Annotated in this window: 16 protein-coding genes; 7 read left to right on the top strand and 9 right to left on the bottom strand. The window is 68.4% G+C overall.

The genetic code is table 11. The features are described from left to right. Window positions 1-90: 90 nt before the first annotated feature. The gene (locus KF708C_RS09995) at window positions 91-1,416 is read right to left on the bottom strand and encodes an MFS transporter (protein WP_059411652.1); all 1,326 of its coding nucleotides are present in this window, start codon (window positions 1,414-1,416) and stop codon (window positions 91-93) included. A 96-nt stretch (window positions 1,417-1,512) separates the two neighbouring features. Here KF708C_RS09995 and KF708C_RS35565 point away from each other — a divergent pair, with 96 nt between their 5' ends. Continuing rightward, complete coding sequence (locus tag KF708C_RS35565) at window positions 1,513-1,677, top strand: hypothetical protein (RefSeq protein WP_156173772.1); 165 nt, start codon at window positions 1,513-1,515, stop codon at window positions 1,675-1,677. Window positions 1,678-1,716: 39 nt separating this feature from the next. On the opposite strand, the gene KF708C_RS09990 is transcribed toward KF708C_RS35565, so the two are convergent. The 7 genes from KF708C_RS09990 to KF708C_RS09960 form a co-directional block, all read right to left on the bottom strand. Further along, window positions 1,717-3,318: an acyl-CoA synthetase gene (locus KF708C_RS09990; RefSeq protein WP_231586424.1), complete on the bottom strand. Its 1,602-nt coding sequence runs from the start codon at window positions 3,316-3,318 to the stop codon at window positions 1,717-1,719. A gap of 114 nt (window positions 3,319-3,432) precedes the next feature. Continuing rightward, window positions 3,433-4,218: an enoyl-CoA hydratase/isomerase family protein gene (locus KF708C_RS09985; RefSeq protein ID WP_059411650.1), complete on the bottom strand. Its 786-nt coding sequence runs from the start codon at window positions 4,216-4,218 to the stop codon at window positions 3,433-3,435. A 25-nt stretch (window positions 4,219-4,243) separates the two neighbouring features. Further along, the gene (locus KF708C_RS09980) at window positions 4,244-6,220 is read right to left on the bottom strand and encodes an acetyl-CoA carboxylase biotin carboxylase subunit (RefSeq protein ID WP_059411649.1); all 1,977 of its coding nucleotides are present in this window, start codon (window positions 6,218-6,220) and stop codon (window positions 4,244-4,246) included. Window positions 6,221-6,296: 76 nt separating this feature from the next. After that, window positions 6,297-7,451 (bottom strand): acyl-CoA dehydrogenase family protein, encoded by a 1,155-nt coding sequence (locus KF708C_RS09975; protein ID WP_059411648.1) that lies wholly within the window; start codon window positions 7,449-7,451, stop codon window positions 6,297-6,299. An 83-nt stretch (window positions 7,452-7,534) separates the two neighbouring features. Further along, window positions 7,535-9,151 carry an acyl-CoA carboxylase subunit beta gene (locus tag KF708C_RS09970; protein WP_059411647.1) on the bottom strand — a complete coding sequence of 539 codons (1,617 nt, stop codon included), beginning with the start codon at window positions 9,149-9,151 and terminating at the stop codon, window positions 7,535-7,537. A gap of 154 nt (window positions 9,152-9,305) precedes the next feature. Further along, window positions 9,306-10,208 carry a phosphatidylglycerol lysyltransferase domain-containing protein gene (locus KF708C_RS09965; protein ID WP_197090331.1) on the bottom strand — a complete coding sequence of 301 codons (903 nt, stop codon included), beginning with the start codon at window positions 10,206-10,208 and terminating at the stop codon, window positions 9,306-9,308. Then, window positions 10,205-11,017 (bottom strand): TIGR03084 family metal-binding protein, encoded by an 813-nt coding sequence (locus tag KF708C_RS09960; protein WP_059411645.1) that lies wholly within the window; start codon window positions 11,015-11,017, stop codon window positions 10,205-10,207. Before KF708C_RS09960 ends, KF708C_RS09965 begins: the two co-directional genes overlap by 4 nt. A 301-nt stretch (window positions 11,018-11,318) precedes the next feature. On the opposite strand from KF708C_RS09960, the gene KF708C_RS09955 reads away from it, so the two are divergent. The 4 genes from KF708C_RS09955 to KF708C_RS34450 all read left to right on the top strand — a co-directional run bounded on the left by KF708C_RS09955 (window position 11,319) and on the right by KF708C_RS34450 (window position 15,293). Beyond that, window positions 11,319-12,887 (top strand): fatty acid--CoA ligase, encoded by a 1,569-nt coding sequence (locus KF708C_RS09955; RefSeq protein ID WP_059411644.1) that lies wholly within the window; start codon window positions 11,319-11,321, stop codon window positions 12,885-12,887. Window positions 12,888-12,969: 82 nt separating this feature from the next. Further along, window positions 12,970-13,500: a GNAT family N-acetyltransferase gene (locus KF708C_RS09950; RefSeq protein WP_059411643.1), complete on the top strand. Its 531-nt coding sequence runs from the start codon at window positions 12,970-12,972 to the stop codon at window positions 13,498-13,500. A gap of 388 nt (window positions 13,501-13,888) precedes the next feature. Beyond that, entirely contained in the window at window positions 13,889-14,839 is a 951-nt protein-coding gene (locus KF708C_RS34455; protein ID WP_231586448.1) for a M35 family metallo-endopeptidase, read from the top strand. Then, window positions 14,820-15,293: an OmpA family protein gene (locus tag KF708C_RS34450; RefSeq protein WP_197090329.1), complete on the top strand. Its 474-nt coding sequence runs from the start codon at window positions 14,820-14,822 to the stop codon at window positions 15,291-15,293. The genes KF708C_RS34455 and KF708C_RS34450 overlap by 20 nt, the downstream gene beginning before the upstream one ends. A 73-nt stretch (window positions 15,294-15,366) precedes the next feature. Here KF708C_RS34450 and KF708C_RS09945 read toward each other — a convergent pair whose 3' ends face one another. Next, entirely contained in the window at window positions 15,367-16,338 is a 972-nt protein-coding gene (locus tag KF708C_RS09945) for a DNA-binding protein (protein ID WP_059411642.1), read from the bottom strand. 121 nt (window positions 16,339-16,459) lie between these two features. On the opposite strand from KF708C_RS09945, the gene KF708C_RS09940 reads away from it, so the two are divergent. Together KF708C_RS09940 and KF708C_RS09935 are read left to right on the top strand one after the other, a co-directional pair. Then, window positions 16,460-17,650, top strand: coding sequence for a tyrosine-type recombinase/integrase (locus tag KF708C_RS09940; protein WP_082079488.1), 1,191 nt, complete (start codon window positions 16,460-16,462; stop codon window positions 17,648-17,650). Between the two features lie 225 nt (window positions 17,651-17,875). Next, the gene (locus KF708C_RS09935) at window positions 17,876-18,295 is read left to right on the top strand and encodes a DUF4124 domain-containing protein (RefSeq protein ID WP_059411640.1); all 420 of its coding nucleotides are present in this window, start codon (window positions 17,876-17,878) and stop codon (window positions 18,293-18,295) included. Window positions 18,296-18,306: the final 11 nt, after the last annotated feature.

Here is an 18,306-nt window from a genome sequence, read left to right as displayed (position 1 = left end):
CAAAGGTAAAAAGGGCGCGGTCCGCCGGACCGCACCCTTAGGCTGCCGACAAGGTCAGCTTACCGCTTGTGGTCAGCTTACCGCTTGTGGTCAGCTTACCGCTTGTGGCCTTGCCGCCGCCCCCGGCGCCCGGCTGCTCTCCAGCGCCACGACCACGCAGGCCGACACCAGCATCAGGGCGGAGACGCCATAGAACGCGATGGCGAAGTGGCCCGAGACGTCCTTGGACCAGCCGATGAAATAGGGCAGCACGAAACCGGCGCAGACTCCCAGGCTGGTGATGAGCGCGATACCCGCCGCGGCGGCGCGCTCGGCCAGGAAGCGGCTGGGCAGTTGCCAGAAGGTCGTCATTGTACAGAAGCAAGCCGCCGTTCCCACCGCGAAGGCGGCGATGGTGCCGTAGGGCGAGCGCATCCACATGGCGACCGTCAGCGCGGCGGCGCACACCAGCAGCGGCCCGGCGATGTGCAGGCTGGTGATGCGGTGCCGCTTCACGATGCGGCCCCACACCAGCATGCTGGCCACCGCGAACGCGAAGGGGATGGCGGTGATCATGCCGATCTGGGGAATCGTGTACTTGACGCCGAGCGTCTTCTCGAACGAGGCGACCACCTGCGGCAGGAAATACAGCAGGGACACGATGCCGGCGTTGATGCCGAAGTACACCACGCCCAGCGCCCAGACCCGCCCGTTGGCGATGACGCAGGCCAGGCCGTGGCCGGCCCGCTTGCTTGCCGAGGCCTGTTCCTGCGCCAGCACCGCGGCGATGGTCGATTGCTCGGACGCGGAGAACCAGCGTGCCTTGGCCGGGCTGTCCGGCAGGTAGAAATACACCACGATGCCGAGGATCACGGACGGCAGGCCTTCGAGGAAGATCATGGCGCGCCAGCCCGACAGCCCGAACACCGTCACGTTCTCCATCAGCCAGGTGGAAACCGGGGCGCCCAGCACGCCGGTCAGCGGGATCGCGGTCACGAACAGGGACATCATCCAGACGCGGTCGCGCGTGGGCAGCCAGAGCGTCAGGTAATAGACCATGCCGGGGAACAGCCCGGCCTCGAACACGCCCAGGCAGAAGCGCGCCACGTAAAGCCACTGGGCATTGGGCACGAGGCTGGTCAGCGACGACGCCACGCCCCAGGTCAGCATGATCCGCGTCATCCACAGGCGCGCGCCGAAGCGGTACATGCACAGGTTGCTTGGCACCTCGAACAGGACATAACCGAGAAAGAACAGGCTTGCCGCGAGGCCGAACTGGGCCGCCGTCATGCCAAGCTCATGGTTCATGGTCAGCGCGGCGTAGCCGATGTTGGCACGGTCGAGCTGGTTCGCCATGTACATCAGGATCATCAGCGGCGCCAGCCGCCAGGCGATCTTTCTTGCAATCTCGGGCGGCATCGCAATGGGGGCAGTCATGTCAATCCATCCTTTTTTCTGTATCTCGGACCACGAGTTGCACCAGAATCTACGTGGTGCGGCCGGGACCCGCTACGGACAAAAGATGAACGGCTTATGACGGACTTTCACAATGCGCCAGCTTGGTTAGGAAAAGCCGGCAACCGGATCTGCATTGGTGCACACGAAGCGATAAAGACGCCATCTGCGGCGGAAAATCCCGGAAATGGGGCGGTTCTGGCCGGAGAAACGCGCTTCGGTATTTACCCGGATATTGCCTGACCGACGCGGCAAATCAACGAGCCGCGAGCCTCACGGCGGCTAGCCGCCCTGCCCGCCCTGCTCCCGCAGCCGGATCTTCAGCACCTTGCCCGTCGGATTGCGCGGCAGCGCCGCCACCGTCCGCAGTTCGCGCGGCAGCTTGTAACGCGCCAGCCGCGGCTCGGCGAACGCCTGCAGTGCTTCCAGCGTCAGGCTGGCGCCGGGCTTGAGCGCCACCACGGCCACCACGTGCTCGCCCCATTGCGCATCGGGCGCGCCGATCACGGCGACTTCGGCGATGGCCGGGTGGTCGTACAGCACGCTTTCCACCTCGGCCGGGTAGACGTTCTCGCCGCCGGTGATGACCATGTCCTTGAGGCGGTCGCAGATGTAGTAGAAGCCCTCCTCGTCGGTATAGCCGACGTCGCCGGTGCGGAACCAGCCGCCGGGGTAGAACGCGCCGGCGGTGGCGTCGGGGCGGTTCCAGTAGCCTTTCATGACGTTGCCGCCGCGCACGCAGATCTCGCCGCGCTCCCGCGCGGTGGCAACGGGAGCGCCGTTGAACGCGCGGATGCAGACTTCGGTGAGCATGGCCGGCGTGCCGCACGAGCCGAGCTTGTCCGCGCCGCGCTCGGGCGCGAGGAAGGTGGTGGCGGCGGCGGTCTCGGTCAGGCCGTAGCCCTGGTTGACGGGGATGCCGCGCGCGGAGAACAGGCGCAGCAGCGGCTCGGGCATGGGCGCGCCGCCCACGGAGATGCCGCGCACGCTGGAGAGGTCGGCGCGCGCGAAGTCCGGATGCTGGCTGATGAACAGCAGCATGGCGGGCACGGCGAAGCTGAGCGTCACGCGGTGGGTGGCGATGTCGCGCATCACGGCGGCGGGGTCGAAGCTGCGCTGCAGGACGAGGTGGCCGCCGGCCATCAGGATCGGCAGCGTGATGCAGCACATGCCGCCGACGTGGAACAGCGGCGCGAAGTTGAGCCCGACATCGGTGCTGGCGATGTCACTCATCATGGTGACGTTGAGGTTGTTGATCCAGAAGTTGCCGTGCGTGAGCATGGCGCCCTTGGGGTTGCCGGTGGTGCCGGAGGTGTACATGATGGCGGCCACGTCGTCGGGGCGGGTGGCGGCCAGCGGCGGCGCGGCGTTGTGGTGCGCATTGCCGTGTGCGTTGCCGCCGCCGGCATCGGCCAGCAGCGCGTCCAGCCCTTCCCAGCCGGGCGCGGCGGCGCGGGCCAGGTAGCGCCGGCACTCCAGCCGGCCGCGCACTTCGTCGATCACGTCGGTGTAGCCGTCGTCGGCGAACAGAGTATGCACGCCGGCATCGTTGAGGATGAAGGCCAGCTCGGGCCCGGTCAGGCGGAAATTGAGCGGCACGAAGATGGCGCCGAGCCAGCCGCATGCGAACTGCGTGACCAGGAACAGCGGGTCGTTCAGGCCGAGATAGCCCACGCGCTGGCCGGGCCGCACGCCGCCGGCGGCGAGCACGGCGGCCATGCGCCCGGCGCGGGCGACGAGTTCGCCGTAGCTCCAGGTCTGCCCGCCGCTGGTCAGCGCCGGGCGCTGCGGGCCGCGCGCGGCGCGGCGGCACAGCCAGTCGGCCATGCCGAGGGCCAGCATGCCGGCGCTGTCGCCGTCTGGTGAGGATGATGAGGCGGTCATGGTGTCTCCCATACGCGATGTCCCCTGTCTCGCAAGCTGCCGGTCGCCGCCGGCATGGTCATGTCGTCACGCTGTCATACCGCCATGTCGCCAGATCGCTATGCCGCCATGCGGTCACTTGCCGGTCCACACCGGCTTGCGCTTCTCGTTGAAGGCGGCCAGCCCTTCGCGCGCGTCCTCGGTCATGGCCAGCAGCGCGATCTGGCTTTCCGTGTAGGCAATGCCCTCGCCGAAGCTCATCGAGGCCATCGCCTGCATGGCATATTTGCCGCGCCGGATGGCGGTGGGCGATTTGTCGGCCACGCGGGCCACGAGCCAGTCGGTGCGCGCATCCAGCTCGCCGGGTGCGGCGAGGTAATTGAGCAGGCCGGCGGCCCGGGCCTCGGCGGCGGTAAACGGCTCGCCGCCGATGCACCATTCGCGCACCAGCCGCGGCGGCGCCAGCGCCTGCAGCAGGCTCAGCACCTGCATGGGGAACACGCCGACCTTGACCTCGGGCAGGCCGAACAGCGCGGTGTCCGCGGCCACGGCCATGTCGGTCATGCACAGCAGGCCCATGCCGCCGGCCATGCAGGTGCCGTTGACGCGGGCGATGGTCGGCAGCGTGGCCTGCTGCGACTCACGCAGCATGTCGGCATAGTCCAGGTTGGGCCGGGACAGGTCGAACGCGAAGCCCTTGCCGGGCTGGAGGTCGGCGCCGGCGCAGAAGGCCTTGTCGCCGGCGCCGGTCAGCACGATGGCGCGCACGGACGGGTCCGCGTGCGCGGCGCGGTAGCCGGCGCGGATGCCGGCGATCACGTCCTGGTTGAGCGCGTTGCGCTTGTCGGGCCGATTGATGGTGATCCAGAACGCGGCGCCGCGCCTGTCGTGGAGGACGGCCGGGGTGTCGGCTTCGCTCATGGGTGGTCTCCCGGAATGGCGGCGCTCAGGCGGCGCGCGCTTCGAATTCGATCTCGGCAATCACGCGCATGGCGGCGGCCTGGTCGCCGACCTGCACGTGCACCGCGCCCACGCGGCCGGCGGCCGGAGCCACGTGGATGTGCTCCATCTTCATGGCCTCCAGCGTGACCATCGGCTGGCCGGCTTCCACGCGGTCGCCGGCGGCCACCATCACGTTGACCACGCGGCCGTTCATGGAGGCGCGCAGCTTGCCGTCGCCGGCGCCGGCATCGGCGCGCTCGGCGGCGGCGCGGGTGTGGTCCCGCACCCGCGCCGGCTCGCCGTCGTATTGCAGCAGCAGCGTGTCGCCGTCGCGGTGGAAGATGGCGGTCTCGGTCACGCCGTCGCAGGCGAAGCGCACCGAATGCTCGCCCAGCGCGATGGTCTCGAAAGCATGGCGGGCCTCGCCCACGGTGATGTCGAAACGGCTGGCGCCCATGAACGCCAGCCGCGCCTGATGCTCCGCACCGCCGACGCGGTAGCGCAGGCCGATCGGCAGCGCCGGCGCCAGGCTGGCGGCCGGTGCGCCCGCCACGCGGCCCGGCGCGGTCTCGTACAGCAGCAGCGCCGCCAGCGCCGCGGTGCGCGCGCGGCGCGCCGGGTCTTCGCGCAGCAGCGCGTCCTGGTGCAGGCCGATGAAGGCGGTGGTGGCCTCGCCCGCCGCGAACGCGGGATGCGCGAGGCAGCGGCCCAGGAAGGCCTGGTTGGTGGTCACGCCGAGCGCCACCAGGTCTTCCAGCCCGCGCGCCAGCCGGCGGCGCGCTTCGTCGCGGTCGGCGCCGTGGCTGACCACCTTGGCGATCATCGAGTCGTAGTACGGCGGGATGGCCGCGCCGCTGCACAGCGCGTGCTCCGTGCGCAGCGCGGGCGGCGCCTGCCACAGCGCCACGGTGCCGCTCTGCGGCATGAAGCCCTGCTGCGCATCCTCGGCGCACAGGCGCACCTCGATGGCGTGGCCGGCAAGGCGCACGTCTTCCTGCGTCAGCGGCAGTGGCTCGCCGGCGGCGATGCGCAGTTGCAGCGCCACCAGGTCCAGCCCGGTGATGGCCTCGGTCACGGGATGCTCCACCTGCAGCCGCGTGTTCATCTCCATGAAGTAATAGTTGCCGTCGCGGTCGAGCAGGAATTCCAGCGTGCCCGCGCCTTCGTAGCCGATGGCCTTGACCGCGGCCACGGCGGTGGCGCCCATGCGCGCGCGCAGCTCGGCGCTCACCGCCGGCGACGGCGCTTCCTCGATCAGCTTCTGGTGGCGGCGCTGCACCGAGCAGTCGCGCTCGCCCAGGTGGATGGCGTTGCCGTGGCGGTCGGCCAGGACCTGGATCTCGATGTGGCGCGGCTCCACCACGGCGCGCTCGAGGATCACCTCGGGGTCGCCGAAGGCACCCAGCGCCTCGGAGCGCGCGCTGCGCAGCAGTTCGGCGAACGCGCGCGCGTCCGGCACCAGCCGCATGCCGCGTCCGCCGCCGCCGGCGGTGGCCTTGATCATGACCGGGAAGCCGATGCGCGCGGCCTCCGCCGCCAGCCGCGCGTCGCTCTGGTCCTCGCCCTGGTAGCCAGGGATGCAGGGCACGTCCGCCGCCATCATCAGGCGCTTGGCGCCGGCCTTGTTGCCCATCGCCAGGATGGATTCGGGCGACGGGCCGATGAACACCAGCCCGGCCTCGCGGCACGCGCGCGCGAACGCGGCGTTCTCGGCCAGGAAACCGTAGCCGGGGTGAATGGCGTCGGCGCCGGTGCGGCGCGCGGCGTCGAGGATGGCGTCGATGCGCAGATAGGACTGCGCCGGCGCGGCCTCGCCGATGTGCACCGCCTGCCCGGCTTCGGCCACGTGGCGGGCGCCGGCGTCGGCGCTGGAATAGACCGCCACCGTGCGGTAGCCGAGCGCGGCGGCGCTGCGCATCACGCGCAGCGCGATCTCGCCGCGGTTGGCGATCAGGATCTTGTGGAATGGCGTGGACTTCATGGTGCCCCGGTGTGGATGGTGTTCTCTCGATCCGGCGCCGCGCCCGGCGGGCGCGAGGCCGGCGTGCGCGCCGCGCTTACCTGCCCTGCGGGAACGTGCCCATGAACTTGCACAGGATCTGCAGCATCACCTCGTCCGCGCCGCCGCCGATGGAAGTCAGCCGTCCGTCGCGGAAGATCCGCGAGACCGGGCTTTCCATCACGTAGCCCATGCCGCCCCAGAACTGCAGGCTGCGGTCCGACACTTCGCGCACCAGCCGCCCGGCCTTGAGCTTGGCCATCGTGGCCAGGCGCGTGGCATCCTCGCCGCGCACCATCGTCTCCACGGCGCGCCAGCACAGCGCGTGCAGCGCTTCCACCTCGGTCTGCAGCTCGGCCAGCGTGTAGTGGACCCACTGGTTGTCCAGGATCGAGTGGCCGAACGCCTTGCGCTCGCGCGTGTAGTCGATGGTCAGGTTGATGGCCTTCTGGCACACGCCGCAGGTGTTCAGCGCGCCCCACAGCCGCTCCACCTGGAACTGCTCCATCTGGTAGGTGAAGCCCATGCCTTCCTCGCCGATGCGCCAGCGCTGCGGCACGCGCACGTCGTCGAAATACAGCTGCGCGGTGTCCGACGAGTCCATGCCGATCTTGCGGATCTTCTTGGCAACCGACACGCCGCGCGTGTTCATCGGCACCACGATCAGGGTCTTGTTGCGATGGGGCGCGCCTTCGGAGGTGTTGGCCAGCACGCAGCAGAAATCGGCCTGGGTGCCGTTGGTGGTCCACATCTTGCCGCCGTTGATGACGTAGTCGCCGCCGTCGCGGCGGGCGGTGGTCTTGATCGAGGCCACGTCCGAGCCGCTGCCGACCTCGGACACGCCCAGGCAGGCCACGTACTCGCCGCTGATGGCCGGCGCCAGGAACTCGCGCCGGACTTCGTCGCTGCCGTGGTGGGCCAGCGCGGGCGTGGCCATGTCGGTCTGCACGCCGATGGCCATCGGCACGCCGCCGCAGTTGACGTCGGCCAGCGTCTCGGCCAGCACGGCGCTGTAGGAATAGTCGAGCCCGGCGCCGCCGTCGGCTTCCGGCTTGGACAGGCCCAGCAGCCCGAGCGCGCCCATCTTGCGGAAGACCTCGTGCGCGGGGAAGATCTCGGCCTCTTCCCAGGCGTCCACGTGCGGATTGACCTGCTCGGCGATGAAGCGCTTGATGGTGGCGCGCAGCGCCTCGTGTTCGGGGGTGAGTTGCATGTTCCGGTTCCTGGTATGCGGTATCTGGTATCGGATGGATGGCGTGCGGTGGATGTGCTGTGACGGTGCGACGGCTGCGCGGTTCAGGGCCGGGCCACGCCGAACTGCATGGCCTGCGGCGCGCGCGCGTCGCCCTCGCGGCAGACGGCCAGCACGCCGGCCAGCACGGCGCGCGTGTGGCGCGGGTCGATCACGCCGTCGTCCAGCACGTGGGCACTGGTGACGAACACGCTCATCTGGCGGTCGAAGCGTTCGACGATGCCTTTCTGCAACGCTTCGAGCTGCGCCGCATCCACCTCCCCGCCCTTGCGCTTCATGGCCGCCTCGGAGACGATGGCCATCGTGCGCGCGGCCTGCTCGCCGCCCATCACGGCGGTCTTGGCGTTGGGCCACGAGAAGCAGAAGCGCGGGTGGAAGCCGCGCCCGCACATGCCGTAGTTGCCGGCGCCGAACGACGCGCCGCAGTAGATGGTGATCTGCGGCACGGTGGCGTTGCTCACGGCCTGGATCATCTTGGAGCCGTGCTTGATGATGCCGCCTTCCTCGTAGCTGCGGCCCACCATGAAGCCGGTGGTGTTGTTCAGGTACAGGATGGGCGTGCGCGACTGGCAGCAGGCCTGGATGAAGTGCGTGGCCTTGGTGGCGCCGGCCGGATCGATCGGGCCGTTGTTGGTGATGATGCCGAGCGGCCAGCCTTCGATGCGCACATGGCCGCAGACGGTGGCGCCGCCATAGTTCTCGCCGAATTCCAGGAAGTCCGAATCGTCGGCGATGCGGGCGATGACCTCCTTCATGTCCACCGGCCGCTTGTGGTCCATCGGCATGATGGCGAGCAGTTCCTCGGCGTCATAGCGCGGCGGCTTGAACGCGCGCGGCGCCGGTTGCTCGCGCGGCCAGTCGATCTTGCCGAGGATCTCGCGCGCGATGCGCAGCGCGTCGCGGTCGTCCTCGGCGAGGTAGTCGCCCAGGCCGGAGACGCTGGTGTGCATCACCGCGCCGCCGAGTTCTTCCTCGGTGGCCACCTCGCCGGTGGCGGCCATCAGCAGCGGCGGGCCGGCCAGGAACGCGCGGGAGCGGCCGCGCACCATGATGATGTAGTCGGACAAACCGGTCTGGTAGGCGCCGCCGGCCGTGGACGAGCCGTGCGTCACCGTGACCACCGGCAGCCCCGCGGCGGACAGCCGCGCGAGATTGCGGAACAGGTTGCCGCCGCGGATGAAGTCCTCCACCTTGTAGGTCATCAGGTTGGCGCCGGCGCTTTCCACCAGTTGCACGTAGGGCAGCTTGTTCTCCAGCGCGATCTCCTGCACGCGCAACTGCTTGTCCAGCCCCTTGGGCTGCAACGCGCCGGCGTTGATGCCCGAGTCCGACGCGCTGATCATGCAGCGGATGCCCGACACCACGCCGATGCCCGCGATCAGCCCGCCGCCGGGCACGCTCTTGTCGAGGTCCGGGTTGTCCAGCCCGAGGCCGGCCAGCGAGCACAGCTCGATGAACGGCGCGCCCGGGTCCAGCAGCAGCGCCAGCCGCTCGCGCGGCAGCAGCTGGCCGCGCTTCTCGAAGCGCTCGCGCGACGCGGCGGAGGTGTCGGCGGCGCGCTGCTCGAACGCGCGGATGTGGTCGAGCAGCGCCAGCATGCCGGCGCGGTTGGCCTGGGCGGTTTCGCTGGTCGGTGAAATTCTGGATTCGATATGGGCCATGAGCAATGTGCTTGACGATCCGCCGCGGGTGCGCGCCGGCTTGAAAGCATGGTAGGGGCGGCCCTGGCGCGGGTCTTGCGAGAACTGGCTGTTGCTGCGCGGGCTGCGGCTGCGGCTGTGGCTGTGGCGGCAGCGGCTGGAGCGTGCGCGCGAGTCAGTCCGTGCGCAGCGTGACCCGGTACTTGGGCAGCAGCGCGCTGGGCGCATACGACTGCTTGGTCTGGCGGAAGTTGTCCAGCCCGAGGTCCTGCTCGAAGTTCAGCCACGCCACCGGCCGCGCAAAGGCGGTGCAGAAGTGGTGGAACATGTACTGGTAGATGCCCTTGTACGCATCCAGCCCCTTGGCGAAGCGCATGGCGAACACGGCCGGGCGGATCTCCTGCGCGAGCACGAAACCGACCGGCTGGCCGCCTGCTTCGTAGAGAAAGCCTTCCAGGCCGAGCCGCTCCGCCTCGCGCAATGCCTCGGCGCACGGCGCGTCGTCGGCCTCCCCTTGCGCCTTGCGCTTGGCCGCCATCCACTGCGCATGGACAGTCATGGCCTGCCGCGCCAGCCCGGCGTGATAAGGCCGCGCGGTGACGGCATGCGCGGCCAGCAGCTGCTTCATCAGGTTGCGCTTCCTGGACAGCGTAGTGCCGCGGTAGGCCGCGAAGTTGGCGGCTGGATAGAGATAGTCGGCATCGGCGCGCACCGCGCTCCAGTTGAACACGGCGGGATCGAGCCGCGCCACCTGCGCGGCGGAGAGCGGGTAGAAGCAGTCGTGCCCGCGCAGCAGCGCCTGCAGGAGCGCGCGCGGCGCGGTGTCGAGCGCGAACAGCGGCAGCACGTGGCGCGCGCCGTCGTAGGTCAGGCCGGTGACGCGCGGATGGCTGCCGGCGACGAAACGGTAGTCGTGCGCCTGCCGGAACAGATAGAGGTTGGCGAAGGCGTGCTCGGACAGGCAGGTCTCGCCGGGGTCCGCGCTGCACGCGCGCAGGGCGGCGTCGATGCCGGCTGCCTGCGCGATGGCCAGCGGCGCCCCCGCCTGCGCGGCCAGCGCCAGGGCGGGGCCGTTCACCCGGCCCGCGCCGCGCGCACCACGCGCGTGCCGGCCGCCGGGCCGGTGGCGGGCGGGCCGGCGAAGCACTGCGCCTGCGCCAGCCACATCTGCGCGGGGCCCGCGCTGTATGCGAGCGCGGTGTCGTCGAGGTGGCGGCGCTGCGTCACCAGCAGGCAGAAATCCTCGGCGCTGCCGCGCACGAAGTTGTCCGGCTGCGGGTCATTCCAGGTCCACGTCTGGCCGTCCGGCGCGGTCAGCGCGACATGGGGCGCCGGCCCCGGCACCGCCTCGCCGCGGTTGACGAAGGTCCAGCCATAGGTGGTGGCGCCGATATGGGCGATATGGCGCAGCCGCGCCGTGGGCTGGCGTATGCGGCCGACGGTATCCCATACATCCTGTCCGTGCGCCCAGGTTTCCATCAGGCGCGCCGTGGCAAAGCTGCGCGCGCTCATCGGCGGACCGTACCAGGGCAGCCGGGCCTTGGGGTCCAGCGCCGCCAGCGTACCCGCCAGCCGTTCGTGGACAGGCCGCCAGTACGCCAGCAGCGCGGGGCCGTCGAGGTGGCCGTATTGTTCGCGCGCCACCGCGCTGATATGGCCGCCGGCCGCCATCAGCGCGCCGAGCGCCTGCGCGCCGCGCAGGAAGGCTTCGGGCTCGGTGGCGGACTGCAGCGCGGTCTGGTCGAAGTAGCACAGGTGAGCGATCTCGTCCCACGCGCTCCAGCCGTAGAAGGCGCCGGGCTGGCGCCACTGGGCGGCGTTCAGGGACGCGGCCAGCGCGTCGAGCTCGCGGTATTCGACCAGCAGGTCCTGGCAGGTGTCTTTCATGGGCGGTCTTGGTGGACGGTCTTGGCGGGCGGCCGGGCGGGCCGGCGGTCGCTACGATTGTGCGCCCCGGGCCAGCCGGCGGTCTTGCGCCAAGTGGTTGCGCGCGGCTTGCCCGCACGGCATGCCATATGCGCCATATCAACGCTGGCGGGCGGCAACCCCGGCCACCGCGCATATGCACAATGCGATTGGTTATTTCCCAAAAAGCGGCCCGCCGCTTATATTCGAGGGTTTTGACCGGCCGGCGCCATGCCGCCCGGTTTCCCCCTTTTTTCCCTTTTCTCGCCGTCGGAGCATTGCCTTGAGTCACGTCCTTACGCTGAGCGACACCCTTTCCTGGCCCGCGCGCTACCTGCCGCGCAAGACCGCGCTGGTCGCCGGCATGGGCGCCGCGCGCCGCGCCTGGACCTATGCCGAGATGGAAGCCGAGGTCAACCGCCATGCCCACGCGCTGCGGTCGATCGGCATCGGCCACGGCGACGTGGTAGCGGCCTTCCTCTACAACACCCCGGCCTTCGTCTTCAGCATGCTGGCGGTGGCGCGCGTGGGCGCGATCTTCAACCCGGTCAACTACCGGCTGGCGGCGCAGGAGCTGGCGTTCATTCTCGAAGACGGCAAGGCCCGCGCGCTGCTGTTCGAGGAAGAAGGCGCGTCCGTGGTGCAAAAGGCGGCCGAGCTGGTGCCCGGCACCACGCACTGGATCTATGCCGATCCCGGCCCCGCGCCGGCTTTCGCCACCCACCGGCTGGACACGTTGACCGCCGCGCAGCCGGACCACGCGCCCGGCATCGCGGTGGACGAGAACGATCCCTGCATCCTGATGTACACCAGCGGCACCACCGGCCGGCCCAAGGGCGTGCTGCACACCCACCGCAGCAAGCTGGCGCACAACGCGATGATGCATCAGGTCATGACGCTGTCGCGCGAGGACGTGGGCCTGTCGATCGCGCCGCTCAACCACACCGCCGAGCTGCACACCAGCTTCCTGCCGCGCCTGCACCTGGGCGCCACGCAGGTGCTGCTGCGCCGCTTCGACGCCGGCGAGGCATGGGCGCTGGTCGAGCAGGAAAAGGTCACGCACTTTTTCGCCGCGCCGACCATGATCACCATGATGCTGCACCACCCCGACGTCAGCACGCGCGACGTGTCCTCGCTGCGGCTGGTCGAGTATGGCGGCGCGTCGATGGCGCCGCACCTGATCCGCGAGTGGGACCGCACCATCGGCGCCGGCCTGGTCCAGGTCTACGGCACCACCGAGATGGGGCCGTGCATGTCGGTGCTGTATCCGCACGAGCAACTCAGCCACGCCGGCTCGGCCGGCCTGCCCTCGCTCAACCACGACCTCGTGGTGGCCGCCCTGAGCGACGACGGCGCCCCCACCGACCCGTCCCAACCGTGCGCGCCCGGCGAAGTCGGCGAGATCCTGGTGCGCGGGCCGTGCATGATGGCCGGCTACCTCAACCGCCCGGACGCCAACGAGCGCGCCCTCGCCTACGGCTGGTACCACACCGGCGACCTCGGCAGCCTGGACGGAGACGGCTATCTCTGGGTACGCGACCGCATCGACTACATGATCAATTCGGGCGCCGAGAACGTGTACCCGCGCGAAGTCGAGGATGCGCTGATCGAACACCCCGGCGTGCTCGAAGCCGCCGTGATCGGCGAGCCGGACGAAACCTGGGGCCACATCGTCACCGCCTACGTGGTCGCCAAGCCCGGCGCCGAGATCGGCGCCGAAGTGCTCGATGCCTTCCTCGTGCACGGCGACCGGCTGGCCGCCTACAAGCGTCCGCGCCGCTACTACCTGCTCGACGCGCTGCCCAAGACCACCAGCGGCAAGATCCAGAAGCATTTGCTGCGGAATGGTTGATTCGCAGTAAATCGCATTTTAATCAGCAGGTTGCAGGTCATTTCTGGAAATGACTTGAGGTTTCACCGCCACGGAGAAACAGATGACTGACGATGTCCGCGTGCGCCGGCTCGGCGCCGACGAAGCGGCGGCCAGCGTGCCGGCCCTGGCCGACGTGCTGGTCGATTGTGTCGAAGGCGGCGCCTCGGTCAGCTTCATGCTGCCGCTGCCGCGCGACAAGGCCGAGGCATTCTGGCGCGGCGTGGCCGAGGGCGTTTCGCGCGAGGAACGCGCCCTGCTGGTCGCCGAAGACCACGACGGCGGCATCCTCGGCACCGTGCAACTGATCCTTGCCCAGCCCGACAACCAGCCGCATCGGGCCGACGTTGCCAAGTTGCTGGTCCACCGCCGGGCACGCCGCCGCGGGGTTGCGCAGCGGCTGATGGCGGCCGTCGACGCGGTGGCGCGCGCGGAAGGCAAGACCGTGCTGGTGCTCGATACCGTTACCGGCGGCGACGCCGAGCGGCTATATCAAAGGGCGGGATGGGAAGCGGTGGGCACCGTGCCGAAATATGCCCTGATGCCGGACGGGGCGTTTTGCGGGACGACGTTTTTTTATAAGCATCTGGATTGAAACTGGCGAGAAGCTGGGTTTTCAATACTAGTCAGTAGTGCTGGCATGGGAACCATCTCCCGAATGGTTCTCTATTCGCCATAGGAAGGCCCATTGCCTCTCGCCTCCCCCATACAGATCAGATTAATCTTCTATTTTTCGAAATCGAAAAATGAGGCAGAAGCATTTAAATTATTTGGCAATACCAAATATCCTGCCCGCCTCAACTCAGATTTCACTTACCTTTACATTCCGTCCACACCCAAAGCGCAACAAATAGTACCAAAACAGCAGCATTCTGCGACATGGGAGAAAATCTTAGTGCGGGGTTTCTAATTTCTTACGAAAATTAGATCCTACGCATCCATCCTCGATGTGTAGCGAGATAGCGGAGACGAATGTGAGCGACATGCGGGAGGTGTTGAAACATGGGGACAGGACAGCCAATAACGGAGTGCTGATTTCAACCGTGTCAACCTTCAGCCACCACGGCGTCCCTGTCGCCGCAGAGGGGGATTTTGCTACCTGCCCGGTTTGCAATGTAGGTGGGCCAGTGTTGAATGATGTATCTCCCTCCTTCACGCTCACGGACGGGCGTAAGATTCTTGTCCTGGGAGCTAGAGTGATGTGCCAGTGCAAAGACAAGGCGCTGGTCATTCCTTCGCAAAACAGCTTTGTCGTTGCTGTCAATATTCGGAGCGATCTCGGCCAGCCCAAAGGGGTGCCAAGTACTTACAGGCCAGCAACCAGTGAAAAATTTACGGAAGACGAGTCCGGCAACCTGAGAGATCACCCGGATCTGATCTGCCCGAACATGAGCAATGAGGACTTTCGCAAGCATATCCTGATACTTCGTGATGAAGCGCTTGGCCTCGTAAACGAGCGAGTCCAACAACTGGCACGATGGAATGCCTCCGATCAGGAGTGGTTTCGGACCTGGTTTGGCATGGCAGATCAGGAAGCCCGTTCTGCCATTTCCTCGGGACTAGAAAGGATGCGGCACGTTCTAGCGATTCTAGGCCCGGCCAACTTCATCCGATATTCCTACGAGGCGATGCGTACGGTGGGATGTGTCTCTCGCCCGGAAAGTCCAGGCGCTGTTGCAGAAGTTTGCGCGCCGGACACGGCTACCCATACTATTGCCATCCGATTGGATTTTTGCACTTTGCGCCACCGTCATCCGCTATTCGACTCTCAACTGCTGACCTTAGTGCATGAGGTCTCTCACTTCGATGACGTATTTGGTTCGCGCGATCCTTGGTATTCCACTTTGACCGCGAAGAAAATGGCCAATGCTAAAGATCCAAGGACTCTTGTAAATGCGGATAACATCGCCGGCTATGTCGTTTGCTCTGAATAATATCCTCGCAATGGTCGCCAGTTGCATGACAACAGCGGCGCTCGCATGTAGCCCGGCACAGGGTCTGGACCTTGTTTTCCCGGACAATTCCGCGGCGCTCGACGCCGAAAATGCTCTTCGCCTTGGCGGCTGGCTCGCGGACCTGAAAGTGCATTACCCGAACTACAGCGACTTCGGTATCTACGGTCATGCAGACGCCAGCGAGCGGGCGGGCAAGTCGCTCGCAAAGGGCCGGGCAGAGACAATTGGGCGATTTCTGGCCATCAGAGGATTTCAGGTCGACCGCGTTCACGTCGTGGAGCCGGGAGATTCCTATAACGTGCCGATCGCTGGCCTGCCTTCGCGCTCGGCGCAGATCGAGTTTGTTCCCGCGTGCCCGCACGCATGCTGTAGCCTGCCCACGCATGGCGTGGTGGACAAGGGGGTTCCGATGCCTTCTGATGTGATACGTTAGATATTTATAAATCCATATATAAATCAGAATCTTACGATTCAATCTTAATTTTTTGCTTTATACAGAGTCGCCCTCAAATCTTCACCCGTGGCGCCCTAGCCGCCCGTAACTGACGACTCCTTGCCACACCCGGCCGCACCGCGCGCTGGGTCTCCGGCACAGCACCGCCACGGCTCTCCAGCAACTGCCGGTATTCCGTCAGCATCCCCTCCTGCTGCCTGAGCCGTTCTTCCAGCACCGCCACCAGATTGCCGAGCCGCGTCGCCTCGCCGGCCTGACGCGCGGCGGCGTCCGCGGCTTCGGCCAGTTTCTGTTGCGCCGCGCGGCGTTCGCCCTCCAGCAGTCGCTGCCCTTCTTTCGCCGCCACGCGCGCGGCATCGAGTTCCAGCGCCATGCGGCGCTCGTTCGCGCTGGCCCGCTCGGCCATCGTCTCGCGCTCCTTATCCCAGGCCGCGCGCTGGCTGGCGGCTTCGGTCCGCTGGGTGTCTTTCTCCTGCTGGGCTTGCGCCAGCCGGTCGCGCAATGCCTGGTTGTCGGCCTCGCGGGCCTGCAATTGCGATTCGGCGCGAGCGGCGCGCTCGCCGGCTTCGTCGCGGGCGCGGGCCAGTTCGGCCAGCGCGCTGTCGGCGGCTTGCAGGCGGGCTTCCAGCACCGCGCGCTCCTGCGCCAGGGCGCCCCGCTCCGTTTCCAGTGTCTGCTCCGCGGCCCGCAAGGCGGCCTCGCGGTCGGCAAAGCCGGCTGCTGCCGCGGCGCGGGCTTCGGCCTGCGCGGCTTCCCACAGGTAGCGGGCCGCCTGGTTCACCGGATCGGGCAGGCTGGCCGGGGCCGCAAACGCCTGGGGGTCCTGCAGGCGCGCGCCAAGGCCAGCGAACCAGGCGTCGAGGTGCGGGCTGACGGTATTGGGCGAGCCGCGCCCCAGATGGAGGCGGATGCGTTCGATGGTCGGGCGCTGGCCGGCCAGCAGCAAGGCGTCGGCGGCCTGCCAGACGTCTTCGCGGGTGATGGCGCGGGCGCGGGTGGCGGCGGGAAAGTCGGCGTTTTGCATGGTTGGGCAATCGTCCTGGCGGTGTTGGCGGCAGACAAGCAGATAAGGCTCGATAAGGAATAGTTATCGCGCCTTATCCTGCCTTGATGTATAATTTGATACAGCTTACATCATATTTAATATGATTTCCCGTAAAACGCCCCCTAGCCTTGGCCGGAGCCCGGAAAACGCAGCGAAGAATGCCGCCGATGCCGCGCCGCAAGGCGTGGCGGGCCGGTCCGATCCTTCTTCCGCCCTTTCCGATGTCGACTTCCCCGCGCCGCTTCGTCCGTCCGAACTCGATCCGCTTGGCCGCCAGGCCGCTGAAGCGCTGTACCGCGAAGGCGAATCCGCCAACACGGTGGCCAGCTATCGTTCCGCACTCCGCTATTGGGCGGGCTGGTTCGCCCTGCGCTACGGCCAGCCGGTCGCCCTTCCCCTCCAGCCGGCGGTCGTCCTCCAGTTCCTGGTAGACCACGCCACGCGCAGCACGCCGCAGGGCCCGGTATGCGAGCTGCCGCCGGCCATCGACGCGGCGCTGGTCGCCGGCGGGCTCAAGGCCCGTGCCGGCCCGCCCGCGCTGGCCACGCTCGCGCACCGGCTGGCGGTCATCGCCAAGGCGCATCATCTGGAGGGCCATGCCAACCCCTGCGCCGACCCGGCGGTGCGCGAACTGCTGTCCCGCACGCGCCGCGCCTATGCCCGGCGCGGAGAGCGGCCGGCGCGCAAGGCGGCGCTGACGCGCGAGCCGCTGGCGCGGCTGCTGGCTACCTGCGACGATTCGCTGATCGGCCTGCGCGACCGCGCGCTGCTGCTGTTCGCGTGGTCCAGCGGCGGCCGGCGGCGCTCGGAGGTGGCCGGCGCCACGCTGGCCAGCCTGACGCGGCTCGGGCCGGGCGAATTCGTCTATGAACTGGGCTGGTCCAAGACCAACCAGTCGGGCTCCGACCTGCCGGACAACGCCAAGCCGGTGATCGGCGCGGCCGGCGCGGCGCTGGCGGCCTGGCTGCGGGCGGCCGGGCTGAGCGAGGGGGCGATCTTCCGGCGCGTGCGCCGCGGCGGGCACGTGGGCGAGGCGCTGTCGCCCGCGGCGGTGCGCAAGATCGTCCGGCAGCGCTGCGAGCTGGCGGGGCTGGAGGGCGACTTCTCGGCGCACTCGCTGCGCTCCGGTTTCGTCACGGAGGCGGCGGCGCGGCAGGTGCCGCTGGCGGAAACGATGGCCATGACCGGCCATACCAGCGTGGCGACGCTGGTGCGCTATTTCCGCGCGGCGGACGCGCGCCGCTCGGTGGCGGCCGACCTGATCGGCACGCTGGACGGCGGCGAGAAGTGAGCGCCCGGGCGGCACCCGGGCTCGGCACCCGCGCAACGTGTCGCGGCCGCCCAACGGGGCTGGACAAGCCGCATGCGCGGCATAAGAATGCCGGGCAGGCCACACGCGGACAACACAGACAAAGCGACCAATCCGCGCAGCGACCGATGCGCGCGACAGCGCCGGCGCGTGCGGCCATCCGCGGCAACCGGATGCGCCCGTGCTGGGGCGCCCACAGGAGACCCCATGCGGCACTGGCTTGTCCTGCTCGCCCTGAGCCTGAGCATCGGCGTTGCCCACGCCGGCAAATGCGTCGACGGCGGCAAGACCCTTTACACGGATACCACCTGCCCGCCGGGATGGCGGGCCGCCGAGGTGGGCGGCAATCTCTCGCGCATCAGCCCGGAACCGGCCACCGAGGCGGCCAACCAGCAGTTCCTGAAGAAACGGGCGGCCGAGGAGCGCGCCTACCAGGCGCGCCTGGCACGCGAGCAGAACGAGCAGGCGCGCACCGCCGGGCTCGACCAGTGCGCCACGCTGGCGCGCCAGATGCGCGATCTCGAGGCCGACTACGCGGCGCGCCGCAGCGCGCGCCTGCCCGAGGTGGAGCATTACCGGGGACGCTACTTCTTCCTGCGCAACCAGATGGAGCGGCGGCGCTGCTGAGCGCCGCGCGG

Origin of the sequence: Cupriavidus basilensis (assembly GCF_000876015.1) — a bacterium.
GTDB lineage: Bacteria > Pseudomonadota > Gammaproteobacteria > Burkholderiales > Burkholderiaceae > Cupriavidus > Cupriavidus basilensis_B.
This window is presented reverse-complemented; position numbering and strand designations above follow the sequence as displayed.

Excerpts from the sequence above, each read along its gene's own strand:
- KF708C_RS09975 (WP_059411648.1), bottom strand. The coding sequence starts at position 7,451 with ATGCAACTCACCCCCGAACACGAGGCGCTGCGCGCCACCATCAAGCGC.
- KF708C_RS09935 (WP_059411640.1), top strand. The coding sequence starts at position 17,876 with ATGCGGCACTGGCTTGTCCTGCTCGCCCTGAGCCTGAGCATCGGCGTT.
- KF708C_RS09990 (WP_231586424.1), bottom strand. The coding sequence starts at position 3,318 with ATGACCGCCTCATCATCCTCACCAGACGGCGACAGCGCCGGCATGCTG.
- KF708C_RS09950 (WP_059411643.1), top strand. The coding sequence starts at position 12,970 with ATGACTGACGATGTCCGCGTGCGCCGGCTCGGCGCCGACGAAGCGGCG.
- KF708C_RS09940 (WP_082079488.1), top strand. The coding sequence starts at position 16,460 with ATGATTTCCCGTAAAACGCCCCCTAGCCTTGGCCGGAGCCCGGAAAAC.
- KF708C_RS34450 (WP_197090329.1), top strand. The coding sequence starts at position 14,820 with ATGTCGTTTGCTCTGAATAATATCCTCGCAATGGTCGCCAGTTGCATG.
- KF708C_RS34455 (WP_231586448.1), top strand. The coding sequence starts at position 13,889 with ATGCGGGAGGTGTTGAAACATGGGGACAGGACAGCCAATAACGGAGTG.
- KF708C_RS09995 (WP_059411652.1), bottom strand. The coding sequence starts at position 1,416 with ATGACTGCCCCCATTGCGATGCCGCCCGAGATTGCAAGAAAGATCGCC.
- KF708C_RS09970 (WP_059411647.1), bottom strand. The coding sequence starts at position 9,151 with ATGGCCCATATCGAATCCAGAATTTCACCGACCAGCGAAACCGCCCAG.
- KF708C_RS09985 (WP_059411650.1), bottom strand. The coding sequence starts at position 4,218 with ATGAGCGAAGCCGACACCCCGGCCGTCCTCCACGACAGGCGCGGCGCC.
- KF708C_RS09960 (WP_059411645.1), bottom strand. The coding sequence starts at position 11,017 with ATGAAAGACACCTGCCAGGACCTGCTGGTCGAATACCGCGAGCTCGAC.
- KF708C_RS09945 (WP_059411642.1), bottom strand. The coding sequence starts at position 16,338 with ATGCAAAACGCCGACTTTCCCGCCGCCACCCGCGCCCGCGCCATCACC.
- KF708C_RS35565 (WP_156173772.1), top strand. The coding sequence starts at position 1,513 with ATGACGGACTTTCACAATGCGCCAGCTTGGTTAGGAAAAGCCGGCAAC.
- KF708C_RS09980 (WP_059411649.1), bottom strand. The coding sequence starts at position 6,220 with ATGAAGTCCACGCCATTCCACAAGATCCTGATCGCCAACCGCGGCGAG.